Genomic DNA, 18,575 nt, shown 5'->3' with positions numbered 1-18,575 from the left:
CGGGGATGCTGCGCCGGCAGTCTCGCGCCCTGCGGCCGGGGGCGCAAGGGGCAGACAGTTGCTCCGGCACCGCCCCCGGCCTAGGTTGCGTTAGGAGGGAGATCCCGATGACCGACCGGTTGTCCTTCAAGGAGATGTGCGCGGCGTTCGACGTGACCCCGCGCACGCTGCGTTACTACGAGTATATCGAGCTTCTCCAGCCCGAGCGGGAGGGGAGGCAGCGCTTCTACGGCCCGCGCGAGCGCGCCCGCATGACCCTCATCCTGCGCGGTCGCCGCTACGGTTTCCAGCTCGAGGAAATCCGCCAGTGGTTGCAGATCTACGAGAACGAGGGCACCGTGGCGCAGATGCGCGCCTTCGTGGACCTGGCCGATCGCCAGCTCGACGACCTGGAGCGCCAGAAGGCGCAGATCGAGGACGCGATCGAGGAACTTCGGCAGATGCGGGCGCGGTCGGCCCGCGAGGCCGGCCTGCCGCCACGCCGCGCCTGACGGCCCCACGCCCCCGCCCGAGCGCCCGATTGCCGCGACGCAATCTTGCCTTGCAGCCATCGCGCGAATTCGAAAAGTTGCGGCTTCACGGAAGTGACGCGGCGTCCCGCTTACGTCAACCTCGGATCCTGTTGTAACCGGTGTTCACGAGGATCATGTCGGACGGCGTCACCGAGAGCAGGAGTTACAAGGAAAAAAGACGATGTCCGAAGAAACGATGACGATCCGCGAAATGTGCGACGCGTTCGACGTGACGCCGCGCACCCTGCGCTTCTACGAAGCCAAGGAACTGCTTTTCCCGATGCGCGAGGGCCAGAAACGCCTGTTCACGCGGCGCGACCGTGCCCGGCTGAAGCTCATCCTGCGGGGCAAGCGGTTCGGCTTCACCCTGGAGGAGATCCGCCAGTTGCTGGACCTTTATTACCTGGGCGACCAGCAGCACACCCAGCTCGCGCGCAGCTACGAGCTGGCCCGCGACCGCCTCGCGGATCTCGAGCGGCAGCGCGAAGAACTCGACGCCGCGATTTACGATCTCAGAGACCAGCTCAAGTGGGGTGAGAAGATGCTCGCCTCCCTCGATGGAACGAAAAAGGCAGCCGAGTAGAAAGCCGATCCGCTCGCGGCCGCCGCATGGAGGAAAGTGATGCCGATCTACGAAGCCCCCATCAAGGACATGCAATTCGTCCTGCATGACGTGCTCAACGTCGCCGAGGCGGACATTCCCGGCTACGACGAGCTCGACCGGGGGACCACCGCGGCGATCCTCGAGGAGGCCGGCAAGCTTTCCGAGCAGGTCCTGGCGCCCCTGAACCCCGTCGGGGACGCACAGGGCTGCACGCTGGAAAACGGCGTGGTCCGGACGCCCGACGGCTTCAGGGACGCCTACGAGCAATTGCGCGCCGGGGGCTGGCTGGGCCTCGATGCCGATCCCGACTACGGCGGGCAGGGCATGCCGTATCTCATGGGCTCCGCGGTGGGCGAGATGTTCGTCTCCGCCAACATGGCCTTCAACATGTATCAGGGCCTGACCCACGGCGCCTATTCCGCGATCCACGCCCACGGCTCCGAGGCGCAGAAACGCACCTATCTGCCCAAGCTCGTCGACGGCATCTGGTCGGGCACGATGAACCTGACCGAACCGCATTGCGGCACCGATCTCGGCCTCATCCGGACGAAGGCCGAACCGCAGGACGACGGCACCTACCGCGTCACCGGCCAGAAGATCTGGATCTCGGCCGGCGAGCACGACCTGTCGGAAAACATCATCCACCTGGTGCTCGCCAAGGCCCCCGGCGGCGGCGAGGGCACGAAGGGGATCTCTCTCTTCATCGTGCCGAAATACATGGTGAAGGAGGACGGCTCGCTCGGCGAACGCAACGCGGTCTCCTGCGGCGGGCTCGAGAAGAAGATGGGCATCCACGGCAACGCCACCTGCGTGATGAACTACGACGGCGCGACCGGCTACCTCGTGGGCGAACTCCACAAGGGGATGCGCGCGATGTTCACCATGATGAACGAAGCCCGTATCGGCGTGGGACTTCAGGGCTACGCACAGGGCGTAGTCGCCTACCAGAACGCGCTGGCCTTCGCGAAGGATCGCCTGCAGGGCCGCGACGTGACCGGGCCCAAGAACCCCGACGGCCCCGCCGACCCGATCATCGTCCATCCCGACGTGCGGCGGAACCTGATGCACCAGAAGAGCTTCGTCGAGGGCGCACGCGCCTTCACCTTCTGGGGCGCGCAGATGATCGACCGCGCCCACCGCAACGGCGACGACGAGGCCGAGGCGATGATCTCGCTGCTTACCCCGGTCATAAAGGGCTTCCTGACCGACAGGGGCTTCGAGACCACGGTGCTCGCCCAGCAGACGCTGGGCGGCTCGGGCTTCACCCGGGAATGGGGGCTCGAGCAGTTCGTGCGCGACGCGCGGATCACCATGATCTACGAGGGCACGAACGGCATCCAGTCGCTCGACCTCGTGGGCCGCAAGCTGGGCCAGAACGGCGGCAAGACGATCATGGCCTTCTTCGAGATGGTGAAATCCTTCGCGAAGGAGCACGCAGGCCAGGACGACGCGTTCGACCGGGACTATCTCGAACCGCTCAAGGCGGCGTCGAAGGACCTGCAGGCGGCGGGCACGTTCTTCATGCAGAATGGCATGAAGACCCCCAACGCCGCGCTCGCGGGAAGCTACGACTTCATGCACCTCTTCGGTCATGTCTGCCTCGGGCTGATGTGGACGAAGATGGCGCTCGCGGCGCGCAAGGCGATCGAGGCCGGTGCGGACGACACCGCCTTTCACGAGGCCAAGCTCGCCACGGGGCGCTACTACATGGCGCGCCAGCTCCCGGCGACGGGCATGCACCTCGCGCGGATCGAGAGCGGTGCGGAGCCCGTGATGACGCTCGACGCGGCGAATTTCTGACGGGGGCGGTGCGTGCCGAGCACGCACCCTACGCCCGCGCACGCACCGGCAAGGGAGGAGACATGCCGAAACGGTTCCGCCTGACCCGCCGCTTCCAGGTCGCGATGACCGAGGACGGGCACCGCCGCCTGCGCCGCTTCGCGCAGGAGGCCGGGCTCGACGAGGGCGAGGCGCTCTCCTTCATTTTCGAAAACTTCGATAGCGTCACCGACGACGACAACCTCACCCACAGGCTCCGGCTCTTCAATGCCGAGCTCGACGCGCGGAAGCGCTGACGAGGCAAGGCTCGCATGACGATGACCAGCGACGGGACGACCAAGAAGGACCGCGCAAGGGCGACCGGAACGTCGGCGCCCGTCCCGGCCCCGATGGCCGCATCGCATACGACCGCCGAAAGGCGCGGCGTACGCGACCGCGTGGCGCGGCGATCGTTGGAAGACTTCCCCGTCACCGGCCGCGCCGCGTCGCGCCCCACCCGCAACCACCAGGAGACGCGCTCACGGGACGGAGCGGTCCTTCCGGCAGGGCGGGCGCTCCGCAATGAACCGGAATGGGCGCCCTGCGGCCGATCGGGATACGGCGCTCCCCCCCAAGGAACGCTTACTCACGCGGTGCCGACAACGGCCGCGCCCTGCCTTGTTAACCCGGATCGCGGTTTGGGTCATGGAGTCTTGGGATCGACCGGCCTCTGCGGACGCCAATCCGGCGATGTCGCCGATAGCATCGCGACGGTTCCGATCGCGCCTCCACGCAGAGGAAACCAGCCCCGGCGCAGCGCGGCCTGCATCGCCATGGGTGGGGGCTTCGCGCCCCCACACCCCCGCGGAGTATTTCCGGCCAAGAAGAAGAAACAGGACCGCACATCGGACCCTGAGGTCGCCGCGGGCAGCACTCGGTCCACTCCGCCGCGCGACCCGGGCATGCAGCACGAGCGGCACGGCGGAGCTTCTCCTTGGGCGGTCATCGGCGCTCCCGCCTGTACCGCAGAGTCCGGATAGACCGACGGTGGTTAAAAGCAGGTGAACAGGAAACGTCACGTCCTTCTTCTTGGAAAAATACTCCACGGGGGTCCGGGGGTGTGAAACCCCCGGCGCCGCCGAACAAGGGAGCGCAAGCCCATGACCATCCAGCTGCACTGTTTCGGAGAAAGCGGGAACTCCTACAAGGCCGCCCTGCCCCTCGAACTCTCGGGCCTCGACTGGGAGGCAGTGAAGGTGGATTTCTTTGCGGGCGCCACGCGCTCCGAAGACTACCGCGCGCTCAACCCCATGGGCGAGGCGCCGGTCATGGTGGACGGTGACGACGTGCTCACCCAGTCCGGCGCGATCCAGGATTACGTCTCGGAGAAATCGGGCAGGTTCGGCGGGCGTGACGCAAGGGAACGGCGCGAAATCCTGCGCTGGGTGCTCTGGGACAACCACAAGCTCTCGAGCGTCGCGGGCATGACGCGGTTCCTGATGAATTTCCTGCCCGAGGAAAAGCGGCCCGCCGAGGTGATCGGCTTCATGCAGGGCCGGCTGAAGAGCGCCTACCAGGTTCTCGACCGCCATCTCGAGGGCCGGGACTGGATCGCGGGCTGCGGCCCCAGCAACGCCGATTTCTCCTGCTGCGGCTATCTCTACTATCCCGAACCCTTCGGGTTTGACAGGGCCCACTGGCCCGCCATCGACGCCTGGCTCGGGCGCATCGCGGCGCTGCCGGGCTGGAAACATCCCTATGACCTGATGCCCGGCCGCCCCGCGGACCGGGCCTGAACGGAGGCTTCCCATGACCGACGCCTACATTTTCGACGCCGTGCGCACGCCGCGCGGCAAGGGCCGCAAGGACGGCAGCCTGCACGAGGTGACCGCGCTTCGGCTTTCGACCACCGCGCTCGACGCGCTCAAGGCGCGCAACGCGCTCGACGGCCATGCCGTGGAGGACGTGATCTGGGGCAACGTCACCCAGGTGGGCGAGCAGGGCGCGTGCCTCGCGCGCACCGCCGTGCTCACCTCGGAGCTCGACGAGTCGATCCCGGGCGTCTCGATCAACCGCTTCTGCGCCTCCGGGCTCGAGGCGGTGAACATGGCCGCGAACCAGGTGCGCGGCGGCGCGGGCGGGGCCTATATCGCCGGTGGCGTGGAGAGCATGAGCCGCGTGCCCATGGGCTCGGACGGCGGCGCCATCGCGGCGGACCCCTCGGTCGCGATGAAGATGTATTTCGTCCCGCAGGGCATCGGGGCGGACATCATCGCCACCGAATACGGCTTCACCCGCGACCAGGCGGACGAACTCGCCGTCGAGAGTCAGAAGCGCGCGAAGGCGGCCTGGGACGACAGACGGTTCACGAAGTCGGTAGTGCCGGTGCGCGACGTCAACGGGCTCACGATCCTGGACCGCGACGAGCACATGCGCCCGGAGACGGACATGCAGTCGCTGGGCGCGCTCAAGCCCTCCTTCAAGGACCAGGGCGAGGTGATGCCGGGCTTCGACAAGGTGGCCATGCTGAAATACCCGCATCTCGAGCGGATCGAGCACATCCATCACGCCGGCAATTCCTCGGGCATCGTGGACGGCGCCGCGGCGGTGCTCATCGGCTCGAAGGAATGGGGCGAGGCAAACGGGCTAACTCCCCGGGCCCGCATCCGGGCGACGGCCAAGATCGGCACCGATCCGACCATCATGCTCACGGGCCCGGTGCCGGTGACGCAGAAGATCCTTCGGGAAAGCGGGATGGAGATCGGCGACATCGACCTTTTCGAGGTGAACGAGGCCTTCGCCGCCGTGGTCATGCGCTTCATGCAGGCCTTCGAGGTCGACCCCGCGAAAGTCAACGTGAACGGCGGCGCGATCGCCATGGGCCACCCGCTGGGTGCCACGGGCGCGATGATCCTGGGCACGCTGCTCGACGAGATGGAACGCTCGGACCGCGAGACCGGGCTCGCCACGCTCTGCATCGGCTCGGGCATGGGCGCGGCCACCATCATCGAACGCGTGTGAGGGGGAGAGACGAGATGACCGACTTCACCATGGAAACCGGCGCCGACGGCGTCGCCATCATCACCTGGGACGTGCCCGGGAAATCCATGAACGTCCTGAGCCTCGAGGGGCTTTCGGATCTCGACCGGCTGATCGACGCCGCGCTCGCCGACGACGCGGTGAAAGGCGTCGTGATCACCTCGGCGAAGAAGGACTTCGCAGGCGGCATGGACCTCAACATCCTCGCCCGGATGCGGGACGAGGCGGGCGACGACCCGGCCAGGGGCCTCTTCGAGGGCATCATGCGGATGCACGGGCTTCTGCGGAAGATCGAGCGCGCGGGCATGGACCCGAAGACCCTGAAGGGCGGCAAGCCGATCGCGGCGGCGCTGCCGGGCACGGCGCTCGGCATCGGGCTCGAGATCCCGCTTGCCACCCACCGCATCTTCGCCGCCGACAATCCCAAGGCCAAGATCGGCCTGCCGGAGATCATGGTGGGGATCTTCCCCGGCGCAGGCGGCACCACGCGGCTCGTGCGCAAGCTCGGCGCCATGGCCGCCTCTCCCTACCTGCTGGAAGGCAAGCTGGTCGATTCGAAAAAGGCGAAGGGCGCGGGCCTCATCGACGAGGTGGCCGAGGACCCGGTGGCCGCGGCGGCGGCCTGGGTGCTCGAAGCCAAGGACGCCGACATCGTGAAGCCCTGGGACCAGAAAGGCTACAAGATGCCGGGCGGCACGCCCTATCACCCCTCGGGCTTCATGACCTTCGTGGGCGCCTCGGCGATGGTGAACGCGCAGACCTTCGGGGCCTTTCCGGCGGCGAAGGCGCTCCTTTCGGCCGTCTACGAGGGCGCGCTCGTGCCGTTCGACACCGCCCTCAAGGTCGAGGCGCGCTGGTTCACCAACATCCTGATGAACCCGTCCTCGGCCGCGATGATCCGCTCGCTCTTCATCAACAAGGAGGCGCTCGAGAAGGGCGCGAACCGGCCCGAGGCGCCGGACCAGACCGTGAAAAAGCTGGGCGTCCTCGGCGCGGGCATGATGGGCGCGGGCATCGCGCTCGTCGCGGCGCAGGCGGGCATCGAGGTCGTGCTCGTCGACCAGGCCCAGGAGGCCGCGGACAAGGGCAAGGCCTATAGCGAGAGCTATCTCGACAAGGGCATCAAGCGGGGCAAGACGACGCCGGAGAAGAAGGAAGAGGTGCTCGGCCGCATCACCGCGACGACCGACTACGCGGCGCTCGCGGGCGCGGACCTCGTGATCGAGGCGGTGTTCGAGGATCCTGCCGTCAAGGCCGAGGTCACGAAGAAGGCCGAGGCGGTGCTGGGCGAGGACGCGGTCTTCGCCACCAACACCTCGACCCTGCCGATCAGCGATCTGGCCCGGGCCAGCGCGCGGCCCGGACAGTTCATCGGCATCCACTTCTTCTCTCCCGTCGAGAAGATGCTGCTGGTGGAGATCATCAAGGGGCGCGAGACCGGCGACCGCGCGGTGGCCAAGGCGCTCGATTTCGTGCGTCAGATCCGCAAGACGCCCATCGTGGTGAACGACGCGCGCTTCTTCTACGCCAACCGCTGCATCATCCCCTACATCAACGAGGGCATCCGCATGGTGGGCGAGGGGGTCGCGCCGGCGCTGGTTGAGAACGCGGCGCGCCAGCTCGGCTTCCCGGTGGGGCCCTTGCAGCTGGTGGACGAGACCTCGATCGACCTCGGCGTGAAGATCGCCAAGGCGACGCGGGCCGCGATGGGCGACGCCTACCCGGATGGCGCGGTGGACGAGGTGCTCTTCTGGATGGCCGACCAGGGCCGGCTGGGCCGCAAGGCCAATGCGGGCTTCTACGCCTACGACGAGAGCGGCAAGCGGCTCGGTCTCTGGGAGGGGCTCTCCGGGAAATATCCGGAAGCCGAGGCGCAGCCCGACCTGCAAGCGGTGCAGCATCGGCTGATGTTCGCGCAGGTGCTGGAGGCCGTGCGCGCGCTTGAGGAAGGCGTGCTCGAGGACATCCGCGAAGGCGATGTGGGCGCGATCCTCGGCTGGGGCTTCGCGCCATGGTCGGGCGGGCCCTTCGGCTGGCTCGACATGCTGGGCGCGCCCTACGCGGCCGAGCGCTGCGACGCGCTCGAGGCGGCACATGGCGCGCGCTTCGCCTGCCCGGCGCTGCTGCGGGAAATGGCGGAGAAGGGACAAAGCTTCTACGGCCGCTTCGGCCCCGGATCGGCAGAGGCCGCCTGACGCGGCAATCACGGTCGGGCCGCCGCTCCGGTGCGGGGCATCGGGGCGGCCGGATGCGGTCTCTTCGCCACAGGCGCGGGATCAACGACGCCAGGGCGGATATCGGGACGAGGGACCGCGCCGGCCGGGTCCGTCGCGCCCGGACGGCGCCCCGGCCCGGGCGCGACGGACGGCTTTGCCGTCCGCCGGATCGCTGCGCTTCAGCCGTCGAAGGCGTAGCCGAAGCGACGGATATCCCCGGCGCAGAGATCGCCCACGAGCGCGGCCGTTTCGTCGCTGTAGTAGCCGCGCCAATCCCGGTCGCGGTCTGAGGCGTTCACGCGGGGCAGGTCGATGCGGACCCCCAGATGGGCGAAAAGCGGTGCGGCGTCCTCCTCGAACCGTTCGAGCCGGATGTAGAGGTCGGCCCGCTCCCGCCCGCGCGCGTCGGTCATGTAGTGCCCGTAGGGCGCGGCGCGCAGGCTCGCCTGCGTGTGCGGATGGGCGAGAAACGCCGCGAATTCCAGCTTTCGCGCGAGGCGAACCGCCTCGTGATCGAAACGCTGCGCGCGCAGCCAGCAGTAGTAGCTGACCAGCCGGTCCCAGGGATTGCGCACCAGCGTGAAGGCGAAAAGCCTGTCGAGATCTTGGACGCTGACGAGCCCGTCGATGTCGGCGAGCGTCGCGTGCTTCCAGAGCCGGCCGCGGGTCCGCACGCCGTCGAGGCGCCTCTTGCGGCGCCGCGCCTTGGGCGTGTCGCCGATCAGGATGTCGTCCCGCATCGCCCGCGCCTCCAGCGCGAGCGCAAGCGACGTGCCGCCGGTCTTGGGAATGTGGACGAAGACATAGGCCCGCCCGGGCGAGATAATCATCGCTGCCTCGCGCTCTCTTCCGATCCTGTCGCAAGGCCGTCTTGCGGCGCAACAATATTTCCCTATAGGCTCCGCCCGTGCAGGGAAAGGGAGGGTCCGACATGGGTTGGCTGGCCGACGAGACCGGGCTGGAGAAGAACGCGGCGAACTACACGCCGCTCACGCCGCTGTCGTTCCTGAAGCGCGCGGCCGAGGTCTTTCCCGACGAGGATGCCGTGGTCTACGGCCCCGTCCGGCGAAGCTACCGGGATTACGCGGCGCGGATCACGCGCCTGGCCTCCGCGCTTCAGGGCATCGGGGTTCGGCCGGGCGACGTGGTGGCCACGCTCCTGCCCAACGTGCCCGCCCAGGCGGAGGCGCATTTCGGCGTGCCCGCCTGCGGCGCGATCCTGAACACCATCAACGTGCGCCTCGACGCCGACACGGTGGCCTACATCCTCGATCACGGGCAGGCGCGCGTGCTGCTCTGCGATGCGCAGTTCATCCCGCTGGCGGCCGATGCCATCGAGCGGATGGAAGGCCCCGCCCCCGCCGTGATCGAGGTGGCCGACGATGTGGCCGGCGCCCATCACCTGGGCGAGTATCCCGAATACGAGGAGGTTCTGCGCACCGGCGCCGAGGACTTCGAGTGGATCATGCCCGAGGACGAGTGGGAGAGCATCGCGCTCAACTACACCTCCGGCACGACGGGGCGGCCCAAGGGCGTCGTCTATCATCATCGCGGCGCCTACCTGAACGCCATGGGGCAGGTGATCTCCTGGCGGATGACGCTGCGCCCGCGCTACCTGACCATCGTGCCGCTCTTTCACTGCAACGGCTGGTGCCACACCTGGATGATGCCCGTGGTGGGCGGCACCGTGGTCTGCTGCCGCGACATCGCCGCGAAACCCATCTTCGACGCCATCGCCGACGAGAAGGTGACCCATTTCGGCGGCGCGCCCATCGTACTCAACATGCTGATCAACGCCAAGCCCGAGGAGCGTCGCGAGTTCGACCACACGGTCGAGGTCTTCACGGCGGGCGCGCCGCCCGCGCCGGCGACGCTGGCCGCGATCGAGCCCATGGGCTTCAACATCACCCATGTCTACGGGCTGACCGAGACCTACGGCCCAGCCACGGAGTGCACATGGGGCCCGCAATGGGAGGCGCTAGAGGGCGACGACCGCGCGGCGATGAAGGCCCGCCAGGGTGTCGCCATGCCCTTCATGGAGCATGTGGGCGTCGTCGACGAAACCGGCGGCCAGGTCCCGATGGACGGCCAGACCCAGGGCGAGATCGTCTTTCGCGGCAACGGGGTGATGAAGGGATACCTCAAGAACCCCGAGGCCACCCGCGAGGCGTTCCGCCACGGTCTCTATCATTCCGGCGACATCGCGGTGCAGCACCCGGACGGCTATCTGAAGATCCAGGACCGCGCCAAGGACATCATCATCTCGGGGGGCGAGAACATCTCGTCGGTCGAGGTGGAGGGCGTGCTGATGGCGCATCCGGCCGTCCTGCTTTGCGCCGTCGTGGCCAAGCCCGACGATAAATGGGGCGAGGTGCCATGCGCCTTCGTGGAACTGAAGGACGGCGTCGAGATCGGCGAGGAGGAGCTGATCGCCTTCACGCGCGAACGTCTCGCGGGCTTCAAGACGCCGAAGGCCGTCGTGTTCCGGGAGCTTCCCAAGACCTCCACGGGCAAGATCCAGAAATTCGAGCTGCGCAACCTCGCGCGGGGCGGCTAGCCCCCGCGCGGGGCCCCGCGGCCTGCCTTGGGGTGGGCGGCCTCGTAGACCTCCATCAGCCGCGCCGTATCCACGCCGGTGTAGACCTGCGTCGTCGAAAGCGAGGCATGACCCAGAAGATCCTGGATCGCGCGCAGGTCGCCGCCCGCGCTCAGCAGGTGGGTGGCGAAGCTGTGGCGCAGCGCATGCGGCGTGGCGGAGGCCGGCAGGCCAAGCTGCATCCGCGTCGCCGCCATCACCTTCTGCACCGCCCGGGGGCCGAGCGCGCCGCCGCGGGCCCCACGGAAAAGCGGCGCATCGGGCGCGGGCGGCCACGGGCAAAGCTCCGCGTACCGCGTCACCGCGGCGCGCGCGGCGGGGATCACCGGCACGATGCGCTCCTTCCCGCCCTTGCCCCGGATCCGCAACGCCTCGCCCATGGGCAACGCGGCCCCGGTGAGCGAAAGCGCCTCCGAGACGCGGAGACCGCAGCCGTAAAGCAGCGTCACCACGGCGACGTCGCGCGCCGCGATCCAGGTGGTCGGGTGCTGCGCCCCGACGGTGTCCAGAAGATCCCGCGCCGCATCCTCGGCCAGCGGGCGCGGCAGGCGCGGCGGGTGCTTGGGCGCGCGCGCGGACAGCACCGCCGAGGGATCGAACCCTTCCCGGTCGGCGAGCCAGCGCATGAAGCTCTTCACCGCCGAAAGCCGGCGGGCCATCGTGCGCGGCCCGGCGCCCTCGGCCCGGCCCCGAGCGAGCCACGCCCGCATGTCGGAAATATCGATGCGGGCGAGCGGCGCGAGCCCTTCCGCCCCGCCGTGATGCATCGCCATGAAGGCCAGGAACCCCGCGATGTCGCGGCCATAGGCCTCCACCGTGTTCTCGGCGGCGCCGCGCTGCGCGCGTTGCGCGGCAAGAAAGTCCTCGAGCGCGTCGCGCGCGGCCGGAGAGATCAGCCCGTCCGGCCCGGTCACGACAGCCAGCGGCGCAGGCAGCGCTCGAACACCCCGCCGAAGAAGGCCAGAAGGTCGGTGCCCTGCTGCGGCGAGAACTGGTGCGGATCCTCGGCCCCCATGGCCAGAAGCCCGGGCAGCCGGCCTTCGCCCAGATCGAGGCGGATGCAGGCTTCCGAGCGCACCCAGGCCGCCGCCTCGCCGTAGATCGCGGACTGCCCCTGCTGGATCTGGCGCAGAGTGACAGGCCGGGTCGCGCCGCCGCGGCCCCCGGTCAGGTAGCCCTCGATCGCGCCGGGGGGCGCGGTGCGCAGCACGTGGCTGAAGCGGCGCAGCACAGGGTCCTCGCCCGCCTGCGCCGTTTCAAGCACCAGGCGGATGCAGTCCACACGAAGAATGCCGGCCACCTCGCCGCCGAGATCCGACAGGAAGCCCTCGAATTCCATCGGGTCGAGCATGCGCAGGATGGCGCGGTGCACCTGGTTCGTGCCGGCGAGATTCTCGTAGGCGGCGGCGATCACCGCCCGGTGCGTGTCCTCCAGCCGGTCGAGGCGCGCCTCCATGCGCTCCATCGCGATGCCCCGCAGGTCCACGATGTTGCCGCCCATCGACTTCTCGTTGGCCGCGACGAGCGCGCGCATGAGGTCGGTGTCGTCAAGGATGCTTTCGGGCTCCGCGATGATGCGCGCACGAAGACTGTCATCTATCACGGCGGAACTGCTCATGCCGGCCTCTTGAAACGTTGTTTTCTGTCGACCCTAGCAGAGGGCGCGGGGCGGCGCCGCAATTTTCTGCGCCGCGCCGCGCGGTCAGAGGATCTTCTGACCGGTCTTTGCCCAGTCGGCGAGGAAGGCGTCGAGACCCTTGTCGGTCAGGGGATGCTCGGCCATCTTCTTGATGACCGCGGGCGGCGCCGTGGCCACGTCCGCGCCGAGCTTCGCGCATTCGCTCATGTGATTCACCGTGCGGATCGAGGCGGCCAGCACCTCGGTCTCGTAGCCGTAATTGTCGTAGATCTGCCGGATGTCCGCGATCAGCTCGAGGCCGTCGATATTGATGTCGTCGAGCCGGCCGATGAAGGGCGAGATGAAGCTCGCGCCCGCCTTGGCGGCGAGCAGCGCCTGGTTTGCCGAGAAGCAGAGCGTGACGTTGACCATCCGGCCCTCGCCCGAGAGCACCTTGCAGGCCTGAAGCCCCGCCCAGGTCAGCGGCACCTTGATCGCGATGTTGTCGGCGATCTTCGCAAGCTCGCGGCCCTCTGCGATCATGCCCTCGGCGTCGGTCGCCACCGTCTCGGCGCTCACCGGGCCGTCCACCATCGCGCAGATCTCCTCGGTGACCTCGCGGATATCGCGGCCCGACTTCATGATGAGCGAGGGATTGGTGGTGACCCCGTCCACCATCCCGAGCGCGTTCAGCTCGGCGATGGCGTCGATCTCGGCGGTGTCCACGAAGAATTTCATGCGCGCGCTCCCTGGCATGGCGTGAGGCGGCTTGGCCTCGGTCGCCCCCGCGTTTACTCCAGTCGTCACGATGAGCAAACCCCCGACCGGAGACCGGCCCTCCTTCTTCGACGAAGGTGCGCGCGTGGGCGTGCTGACCACCCAGCCGCTCGACCGGGTGCTGGACTATCTCGCGCCCGAGGGCGGCTGCTGGGCGGGCGCCTTCGTGGAAGTGCCGCTTGGCCCGCGGCGGGTGACGGGCGTGGTCTGGGGGCCCGGCGAGGGCGACTTTCCGGCGGCGAAGCTGCGGCAGGTCAACCGCGTGCTCGACGCCGCGCCCATGCGCGAGGAGTTGCGCAGCTTCCTGATCCGGGCGGGCGAATACACGCTGACGCCGCTTTCCGCCATGCTGCGCCTGGCAACGCGGGTGCCGGGGCTCGGCGATCCGCCCTCGATGCGCAAGCTCTACAGGCCCGGCGCCGCGGAGCCCGCCCGGATGACCGACGCGCGCGCCCGCGTGCTGGAGACCCTCGAGGCGCAACCCGGCCTGACGCTCAAGGAGCTGACCGACGCCGCGGGCGTGTCGCCCTCCGTCGTCAAGGGGCTCGTCGCCCGCGGCGCGGTGGAGGAGGTGGACACGCCGCGCGACACGCCGTTTCCGCGCCTCGATCCCGACGCGCCCGGCAAGCCGCTGACCGAGGATCAGGCGCGGGCGGCAGGGGCGCTTTGCGCGGGTCTGCGCGCGGCCGGCTACGGCACGACGCTTCTGAAGGGCGTGACCGGATCGGGCAAGACGGAGGTCTATCTGGAGGCGGTCGCCGAATGCCTCCGGCAGGGCCGGCAGGCGCTTGTGCTTCTGCCCGAGATCGCGCTCACCGCCGAGTTCATCGCGCGGGTCGAGGCGCGATTCGGCGCCCGGCCCGCCGAGTGGCATTCCGGCGTCACCATGGCCGAGCGGCGGCGCGCGTGGCGCATGGCCGGCGAAGGCGGCGCGTCGATGGTCGTGGGCGCGCGATCGGCCCTCTTCCTGCCCTTCCGCGAGCTCGGGCTCATCGTCGTCGACGAGGAACACGACACCTCCTACAAGCAGGAGGAAGGCGCGCTCTACCACGCCCGCGACATGGCGGTGCTGCGCGCCTCGCTCGCGGGCGCGCGGGTGGTGCTGGCCTCCGCCACGCCCTCGCTCGAGACATGGACGAACGCCGAGGCCGGCAAGTATGCGCGGCTCGACCTTACGGCGCGGTTCGGCCCCGCCGCCCTGCCCGAGATGCGCGCGATCGACATGCGCGCCGAGACGCTGCCTGCCAACCGCTGGATCTCGCCCAAGCTGGCGCGGGCGGTCGAGGCGCGGCTTGCGGCGGGCGAGCAGGCGATGCTTTTCCTCAACCGCCGCGGCTACGCGCCGGTGACGCTCTGCCGGGCCTGCGGGCACCAGATCGGCTGCAAGCACTGCGACGCGCGGATGGTCGAGCACCGCTTCCTGAAGCGCCTCGTCTGCCACCAGTGCGGAGAGAGCGAGCCCATTCCCGCCGCCTGCCCCGCCTGCGGCGCGGAGGACCGGTTGGCCCCCGTCGGTCCGGGTGTGGAGCGGCTGGCGGAGGAAACGGCGGAGCGGTTCCCCGACGCGCGCCTCGCCGTGCTGAGTTCGGATCTCTTCGGCTCGGCGCGCGCGCTCAAGGAAGAGATCGCGCGCATCGCCGAGGGCGGCGCCGACATCGTGATCGGCACGCAGCTCGTGGCCAAGGGCCACAACTTCCCGCTGCTGACGCTGGTGGGCGTGATCGACGCCGATCTCGGCCTTCAGGGCTCGGACCTGCGCGCGGCCGAGCGCACCTTCCAGCTGATGCGGCAGGTCGCGGGGCGCGCCGGCCGGGCCGAACGTCCGGGCACGGCGCTGCTGCAGACCTTCCAGCCCGAGCACCCGGTGATCCGCGCGATCCTGGCCGGCGACGAGGAGGGATTCTGGCGCGCCGAGGCGGCCGAACGGCAGGCCGCGGGCATGCCGCCCTATGGGCGCATGGCCGGGATCATCCTGTCGGGTCCGGAGTTGCAGGAGCTCTTCGACCTCGGAAACGCGCTCGCCCGCACCGACGCGCCGCTGCGCCGCGTGGGCGCGCAGGTCTTCGGCCCCGCCCCCGCGCCCATCGCGCGCATCCGCGGCCGCCATCGCGTGCGGCTGCTCGTGAAGGCCCCGAAGAGCGCGGCGCTTCAGCCCGCGCTCGCGGACTGGGTGGGCCAGTTCCCGGTGAAGGGGGAGCTGCGCCTCGCCGTGGACATCGACCCGCAGAGCTTCTTCTGAGCGGTGGCGGTCAGGCCGGCTGCGCCAGCCCCCGCTGGTCCACCAGAAGATCGGTCAGCATCGCGCCGATCCACATGCAGAAGAGCGCGGTCCAGGCCGTGGCCACGAAGATCGAGCCGCCGGTGACGCCCGCGCCGATGGCGCAGCCCCCCGCCAGCATGCCGCCGAAGCCCATCAGCGCCGCACCGATCATCGCCTTGCGCATGTTGATCTCGTTCTCGAAGCCCTGAAACTTCAGCTCGCCGGCCCACCAGGCCGCGGCAAAGGCGCCGAGAAAGACGCCCGGGACAAGCCCCACGTCGAACTCCAGCAATGCGTAACGGTCCAGCGTGAACATGAGCGTGCGCGCCGACGGGCCGGTGAAGGTGACGCTCTCGATCGGCACCGGCTCGAAGGCGATCTGGCTGAGCGCGAAGGTGAAGACCCAGCCCACCGCCACCGCGAAGCCCACGCCGGAGGCGAAGACGAGCCGCGAGACACCGATCCGGTTGCGCCGCGCGATCTCGAGCGCGAGGACGGCGAACCCCGCGCCCAGCGCGAGTCCGCCCCATTGCGGCAGCCCCGCCCAGGTCAGCAGGTTCACGTTCTGCCCACCCTCGGTGATCCAGAGCGCGGCAAGCCGGTCGCGCGCCGGGGCGAGCCAGCCCGAAAGCGTCATCTGCGCCACCACCGCGAAGATCAGGCCGGAGACGACCGAGCGCAGGTTGCCCGTGGCGGCAAGCACCAGAAGCCGCCCGGAGCAGCCCCGCGCGAGCACCATGCCGGCGCCGAACATCAGCCCGCCGATGATCGCGCCCGACCAGCTTCCGGGCACGGCCATCATGCGCGCGTCCTCGGGCCGCATGAACCCCAGGAGCGCGGCGGCCTGCACCCAGACGAGCGCGGTGGAGAAGGTCAGAAGCCAGACCGCCACCCTGTCGCCCATCGCGCCGCGGGCGAATTCCACGGTCGCCGCGCGCAGGCAGAAGCGCGAACGCTGCGCCGCCACACCGAAGATCACACCGGTCGCAAGCCCGAAGAGCGCCGCCGCCGGGCCTTCGCCGATCCATTCCACCAGCGGGATGATGTCCATGTTCTGCGCCTTCATCGACAGTTCGAAATCATCGTGGCACCCTGAACCTTCCGGCGCGGTCCCGCCTTGATGCAGATCAGACGGCGGCGCGGCCTTGGATGAGGGCCCCCGCGCCCGCACGTAACCGCGCTCGTGAACAGGATCACCTCGAGGGGCCGGGTGCGTCGGCGTCCCGCAACGGCGCGCCTCATCCTCGCGGTCTCGCGCTCGGACCCGGCCGCAAGCCTCCCCGCGGCACGCCGGATGCGCAAGCTTCGGGGCGCGCGCGGCCGAGCGCGCTCGAAAACGACGCGGGCCGTGTCGCGCGCGGGCGCGAGCCGCCTTCCGGCACCGCATAAACGCCGTCTCCAGGAGCGGAGAAGGGTCGCGCGATGAGCGAGTTGCAGAACATCGATGAGGTCATCGCCGGCGCGATGAAGGTGCGCCCCCAGGCGCCCGTCGTGGTGGATTGCGCCCAGGCGCCGCTCGAGCACGACCAGGCGGGCGGCTTCGGGACCGTCCGCTGGCGCACGCTCATCTGCGCCGACCGGACACCGAGCGACGAGATGGTTCTCGGCGTGGCGGAGTTCGGCCCGGGCGACCGGCTGGAGCCGCATCGCCACAGCCCGCCCGAGTTCTATTTCGGCCTCTCCGGAGAGGGCACGGTCTGGATCGAGGGCGAAACCCACCGGATCGCGCCGGGCGTGGCGATCTACATCCCGCCCCGCGCCGAGCACGCCGTCGAGGGCGGGCCGGATGGGCTGCGCTTCGCCTACGGCTTCCCGCGCGCGCGCTTCGTCGACGTCGACTACAGCTTCTCGGGCATGGCAGAGGCCGACTGACGCGGCGCCGGCCGCTGACCTCGCAGGCCGCCTCTCGCCAAGCGGCACGAGGCGGCGTATAGCCCAAGGATGCGTCTTTCCCGCCTCTCCCCGGGCTTCGTCCCGCTCGCCGGGTCCGGCGAGCTGCCCGCGTGGCGGCGGCCGGTGGCGCTCTTGTTCCTCATGGCTGCGGCGATGCCCATCGCCTTCGCCACCTGGTCTGCGCTTCTGAACAACTTCGTGGTCGAGATGGCGGGCTTCGACGGCTCGGACATCGGCTGGCTGCATACCGTGCGCGAGATCCCGGGCTTTTTCGCCATCGGAGTCATCGCGCTCATCATGTTCATCCGCGAGCAGGTGCTGGCGCTGGTCTCGCTCATGCTCCTCGGCGCGGCGACGGCGATCACCGCGTGGTTCCCCAGTCTCGGCGGGCTTCTTGTGGTCACGATGCTCTCCTCGATCGGGTTCCACTACTACGAGACGGTGAACCAGTCGCTGCAACTGCAATGGCTGCCCAGAGACCGCGCGCCGCAGATGCTGGGCTGGCTGGTCGCCGCGGGCTCGGGCGCGACGCTCGTCGCCTACGGCGCGCTCGTGCTGACATGGCGCGCCTTCGATCTGAGCTACAACGCGGTCTACCTCGCCGCCGGCGGCACGACGCTGGCGCTCGCCACGCTCGCGCTGTTTCTCTACCCGCAATTCGAGGCGCCCGACCCGCAGGTGAAGCGCATGGTCCTGCGCCGGCGCTACTGGCTCTACTACGCGCTGCAGTTCATGTCCGGGGCCCGGCGGCAGATCTTCGTGGTCTTCGCGGGCTTCATGATGGTGGAGCGTTTCGGATTCGAGGTGCACCACGTGGCCGGCCTTTTCCTCGTGACGCTCGTGGTGAACATCGCCGCCGCGCCGCTCATCGGCCAGGCGGTCGCGCGCTGGGGCGAGCGGCGCGCGCTGATGGTGGAATACGCGGGGCTCGCCTGCGTCTTCCTCGCCTATGGCGGGATCTACTGGTTCGGCTGGGGCGTCGCGCTCGCCGCGGTGCTCTACGTGATCGATCACGTGCTCTTCGCCATGGCGCTGGCGCTCAAGACCTATTTCCAGAAGATCGGCGACCCGGGGGATATCGCGCCCACGGCGGCGGTGGCCTTCACCATCAACCATATCGCGGCGGTCTTCCTGCCCGCGGCGCTCGGCTATCTGTGGCTGATCTCGCCCGGCACGGTCTTCGGCCTGGCCGCGGGCATGGCCGGGATCTCGTTCCTGCTGGCCACGCTCATTCCACGCCATCCCGAGCCGGGGAACGAGACGGTGCTGGCGCGGCCGCTGCCCACCCCGGCGGAGTGACGC

At 69.4% G+C, this 18,575-nt stretch carries 16 protein-coding genes; 11 read left to right on the top strand and 5 right to left on the bottom strand.

The genetic code is table 11. The features are described from left to right. Window positions 1–107: 107 nt before the first annotated feature. From AB6A66_RS13115 to AB6A66_RS13085, 7 genes are all read left to right on the top strand, one after another. A complete protein-coding gene (locus AB6A66_RS13115; RefSeq protein ID WP_371037056.1) occupies window positions 108–491 on the top strand; it encodes a MerR family DNA-binding transcriptional regulator in 384 nt (127 codons plus the stop codon). Between the two features lie 202 nt (window positions 492–693). After that, complete coding sequence (locus AB6A66_RS13110) at window positions 694–1,095, top strand: MerR family DNA-binding transcriptional regulator (protein ID WP_371037057.1); 402 nt, start codon at window positions 694–696, stop codon at window positions 1,093–1,095. Between the two features lie 39 nt (window positions 1,096–1,134). Continuing rightward, window positions 1,135–2,916, top strand: coding sequence for an acyl-CoA dehydrogenase C-terminal domain-containing protein (locus tag AB6A66_RS13105; protein ID WP_371037058.1), 1,782 nt, complete (start codon window positions 1,135–1,137; stop codon window positions 2,914–2,916). Window positions 2,917–2,978: 62 nt separating this feature from the next. Next, complete coding sequence (locus AB6A66_RS13100; protein WP_371056240.1) at window positions 2,979–3,191, top strand: hypothetical protein; 213 nt, start codon at window positions 2,979–2,981, stop codon at window positions 3,189–3,191. A gap of 843 nt (window positions 3,192–4,034) precedes the next feature. Next, window positions 4,035–4,670: a glutathione S-transferase family protein gene (locus AB6A66_RS13095; protein ID WP_371056239.1), complete on the top strand. Its 636-nt coding sequence runs from the start codon at window positions 4,035–4,037 to the stop codon at window positions 4,668–4,670. 13 nt (window positions 4,671–4,683) lie between these two features. After that, on the top strand, window positions 4,684–5,895 hold the full coding sequence (locus AB6A66_RS13090) for an acetyl-CoA C-acetyltransferase (protein ID WP_371056238.1): 1,212 nt from the start codon (window positions 4,684–4,686) through the stop codon (window positions 5,893–5,895). 14 nt (window positions 5,896–5,909) lie between these two features. Further along, window positions 5,910–8,108, top strand: a complete 2,199-nt coding sequence (locus AB6A66_RS13085) for a 3-hydroxyacyl-CoA dehydrogenase NAD-binding domain-containing protein (protein WP_371056237.1) — start codon at window positions 5,910–5,912, stop codon at window positions 8,106–8,108. A gap of 200 nt (window positions 8,109–8,308) precedes the next feature. On the opposite strand, the gene AB6A66_RS13080 is transcribed toward AB6A66_RS13085, so the two are convergent. Then, window positions 8,309–8,959: a sulfotransferase family 2 domain-containing protein gene (locus AB6A66_RS13080; RefSeq protein WP_371056236.1), complete on the bottom strand. Its 651-nt coding sequence runs from the start codon at window positions 8,957–8,959 to the stop codon at window positions 8,309–8,311. 101 nt (window positions 8,960–9,060) lie between these two features. Here AB6A66_RS13080 and AB6A66_RS13075 point away from each other — a divergent pair, with 101 nt between their 5' ends. After that, window positions 9,061–10,686: an AMP-binding protein gene (locus AB6A66_RS13075; RefSeq protein ID WP_371056235.1), complete on the top strand. Its 1,626-nt coding sequence runs from the start codon at window positions 9,061–9,063 to the stop codon at window positions 10,684–10,686. Here AB6A66_RS13075 and AB6A66_RS13070 read toward each other — a convergent pair. The 3 genes from AB6A66_RS13070 to fsa all read right to left on the bottom strand — a co-directional run bounded on the left by AB6A66_RS13070 (window position 10,683) and on the right by fsa (window position 13,081). Further along, entirely contained in the window at window positions 10,683–11,621 is a 939-nt protein-coding gene (locus tag AB6A66_RS13070) for a tyrosine recombinase XerC (protein WP_371056290.1), read from the bottom strand. The genes AB6A66_RS13075 and AB6A66_RS13070 overlap by 4 nt on opposite strands. Before the next feature lie 14 nt (window positions 11,622–11,635). Further along, the gene (locus AB6A66_RS13065) at window positions 11,636–12,343 is read right to left on the bottom strand and encodes a DUF484 family protein (RefSeq protein WP_371056234.1); all 708 of its coding nucleotides are present in this window, start codon (window positions 12,341–12,343) and stop codon (window positions 11,636–11,638) included. Between the two features lie 84 nt (window positions 12,344–12,427). Next, a complete protein-coding gene (fsa, locus tag AB6A66_RS13060; RefSeq protein WP_371056233.1) occupies window positions 12,428–13,081 on the bottom strand; it encodes a fructose-6-phosphate aldolase in 654 nt (217 codons plus the stop codon). A 70-nt stretch (window positions 13,082–13,151) separates the two neighbouring features. Between fsa and AB6A66_RS13055 the strand changes: the two genes are divergently transcribed. Then, window positions 13,152–15,359: a primosomal protein N' gene (locus AB6A66_RS13055; RefSeq protein WP_371056232.1), complete on the top strand. Its 2,208-nt coding sequence runs from the start codon at window positions 13,152–13,154 to the stop codon at window positions 15,357–15,359. Window positions 15,360–15,369: 10 nt separating this feature from the next. On the opposite strand, the gene AB6A66_RS13050 is transcribed toward AB6A66_RS13055, so the two are convergent. Beyond that, window positions 15,370–16,431 carry a YeeE/YedE family protein gene (locus AB6A66_RS13050; RefSeq protein WP_371056231.1) on the bottom strand — a complete coding sequence of 354 codons (1,062 nt, stop codon included), beginning with the start codon at window positions 16,429–16,431 and terminating at the stop codon, window positions 15,370–15,372. A gap of 371 nt (window positions 16,432–16,802) precedes the next feature. Here AB6A66_RS13050 and AB6A66_RS13045 point away from each other — a divergent pair, with 371 nt between their 5' ends. Both AB6A66_RS13045 and AB6A66_RS13040 read left to right on the top strand, forming a co-directional pair. Then, a complete protein-coding gene (locus tag AB6A66_RS13045; protein WP_371056230.1) occupies window positions 16,803–17,252 on the top strand; it encodes a cupin domain-containing protein in 450 nt (149 codons plus the stop codon). 69 nt (window positions 17,253–17,321) lie between these two features. Next, window positions 17,322–18,572, top strand: coding sequence for an MFS transporter (locus tag AB6A66_RS13040; RefSeq protein WP_371056228.1), 1,251 nt, complete (start codon window positions 17,322–17,324; stop codon window positions 18,570–18,572). Window positions 18,573–18,575 lie beyond the last annotated feature (3 nt).

This window comes from Rhodosalinus sp. K401, from assembly GCF_041365735.1.
GTDB lineage: Bacteria > Pseudomonadota > Alphaproteobacteria > Rhodobacterales > Rhodobacteraceae > Rhodosalinus.
This window is presented reverse-complemented; position numbering and strand designations above follow the sequence as displayed.

Excerpts from the sequence above, each read along its gene's own strand:
- AB6A66_RS13115 (WP_371037056.1), top strand. The coding sequence starts at position 108 with ATGACCGACCGGTTGTCCTTCAAGGAGATGTGCGCGGCGTTCGACGTG.
- AB6A66_RS13110 (WP_371037057.1), top strand. The coding sequence starts at position 694 with ATGTCCGAAGAAACGATGACGATCCGCGAAATGTGCGACGCGTTCGAC.
- AB6A66_RS13105 (WP_371037058.1), top strand. The coding sequence starts at position 1,135 with ATGCCGATCTACGAAGCCCCCATCAAGGACATGCAATTCGTCCTGCAT.
- AB6A66_RS13100 (WP_371056240.1), top strand. The coding sequence starts at position 2,979 with ATGCCGAAACGGTTCCGCCTGACCCGCCGCTTCCAGGTCGCGATGACC.
- AB6A66_RS13095 (WP_371056239.1), top strand. The coding sequence starts at position 4,035 with ATGACCATCCAGCTGCACTGTTTCGGAGAAAGCGGGAACTCCTACAAG.
- AB6A66_RS13090 (WP_371056238.1), top strand. The coding sequence starts at position 4,684 with ATGACCGACGCCTACATTTTCGACGCCGTGCGCACGCCGCGCGGCAAG.
- AB6A66_RS13085 (WP_371056237.1), top strand. The coding sequence starts at position 5,910 with ATGACCGACTTCACCATGGAAACCGGCGCCGACGGCGTCGCCATCATC.
- AB6A66_RS13080 (WP_371056236.1), bottom strand. The coding sequence starts at position 8,959 with ATGATTATCTCGCCCGGGCGGGCCTATGTCTTCGTCCACATTCCCAAG.
- AB6A66_RS13075 (WP_371056235.1), top strand. The coding sequence starts at position 9,061 with ATGGGTTGGCTGGCCGACGAGACCGGGCTGGAGAAGAACGCGGCGAAC.
- AB6A66_RS13065 (WP_371056234.1), bottom strand. The coding sequence starts at position 12,343 with ATGAGCAGTTCCGCCGTGATAGATGACAGTCTTCGTGCGCGCATCATC.
- fsa (WP_371056233.1), bottom strand. The coding sequence starts at position 13,081 with ATGAAATTCTTCGTGGACACCGCCGAGATCGACGCCATCGCCGAGCTG.
- AB6A66_RS13055 (WP_371056232.1), top strand. The coding sequence starts at position 13,152 with ATGAGCAAACCCCCGACCGGAGACCGGCCCTCCTTCTTCGACGAAGGT.
- AB6A66_RS13050 (WP_371056231.1), bottom strand. The coding sequence starts at position 16,431 with ATGGACATCATCCCGCTGGTGGAATGGATCGGCGAAGGCCCGGCGGCG.
- AB6A66_RS13045 (WP_371056230.1), top strand. The coding sequence starts at position 16,803 with ATGAGCGAGTTGCAGAACATCGATGAGGTCATCGCCGGCGCGATGAAG.
- AB6A66_RS13040 (WP_371056228.1), top strand. The coding sequence starts at position 17,322 with ATGCGTCTTTCCCGCCTCTCCCCGGGCTTCGTCCCGCTCGCCGGGTCC.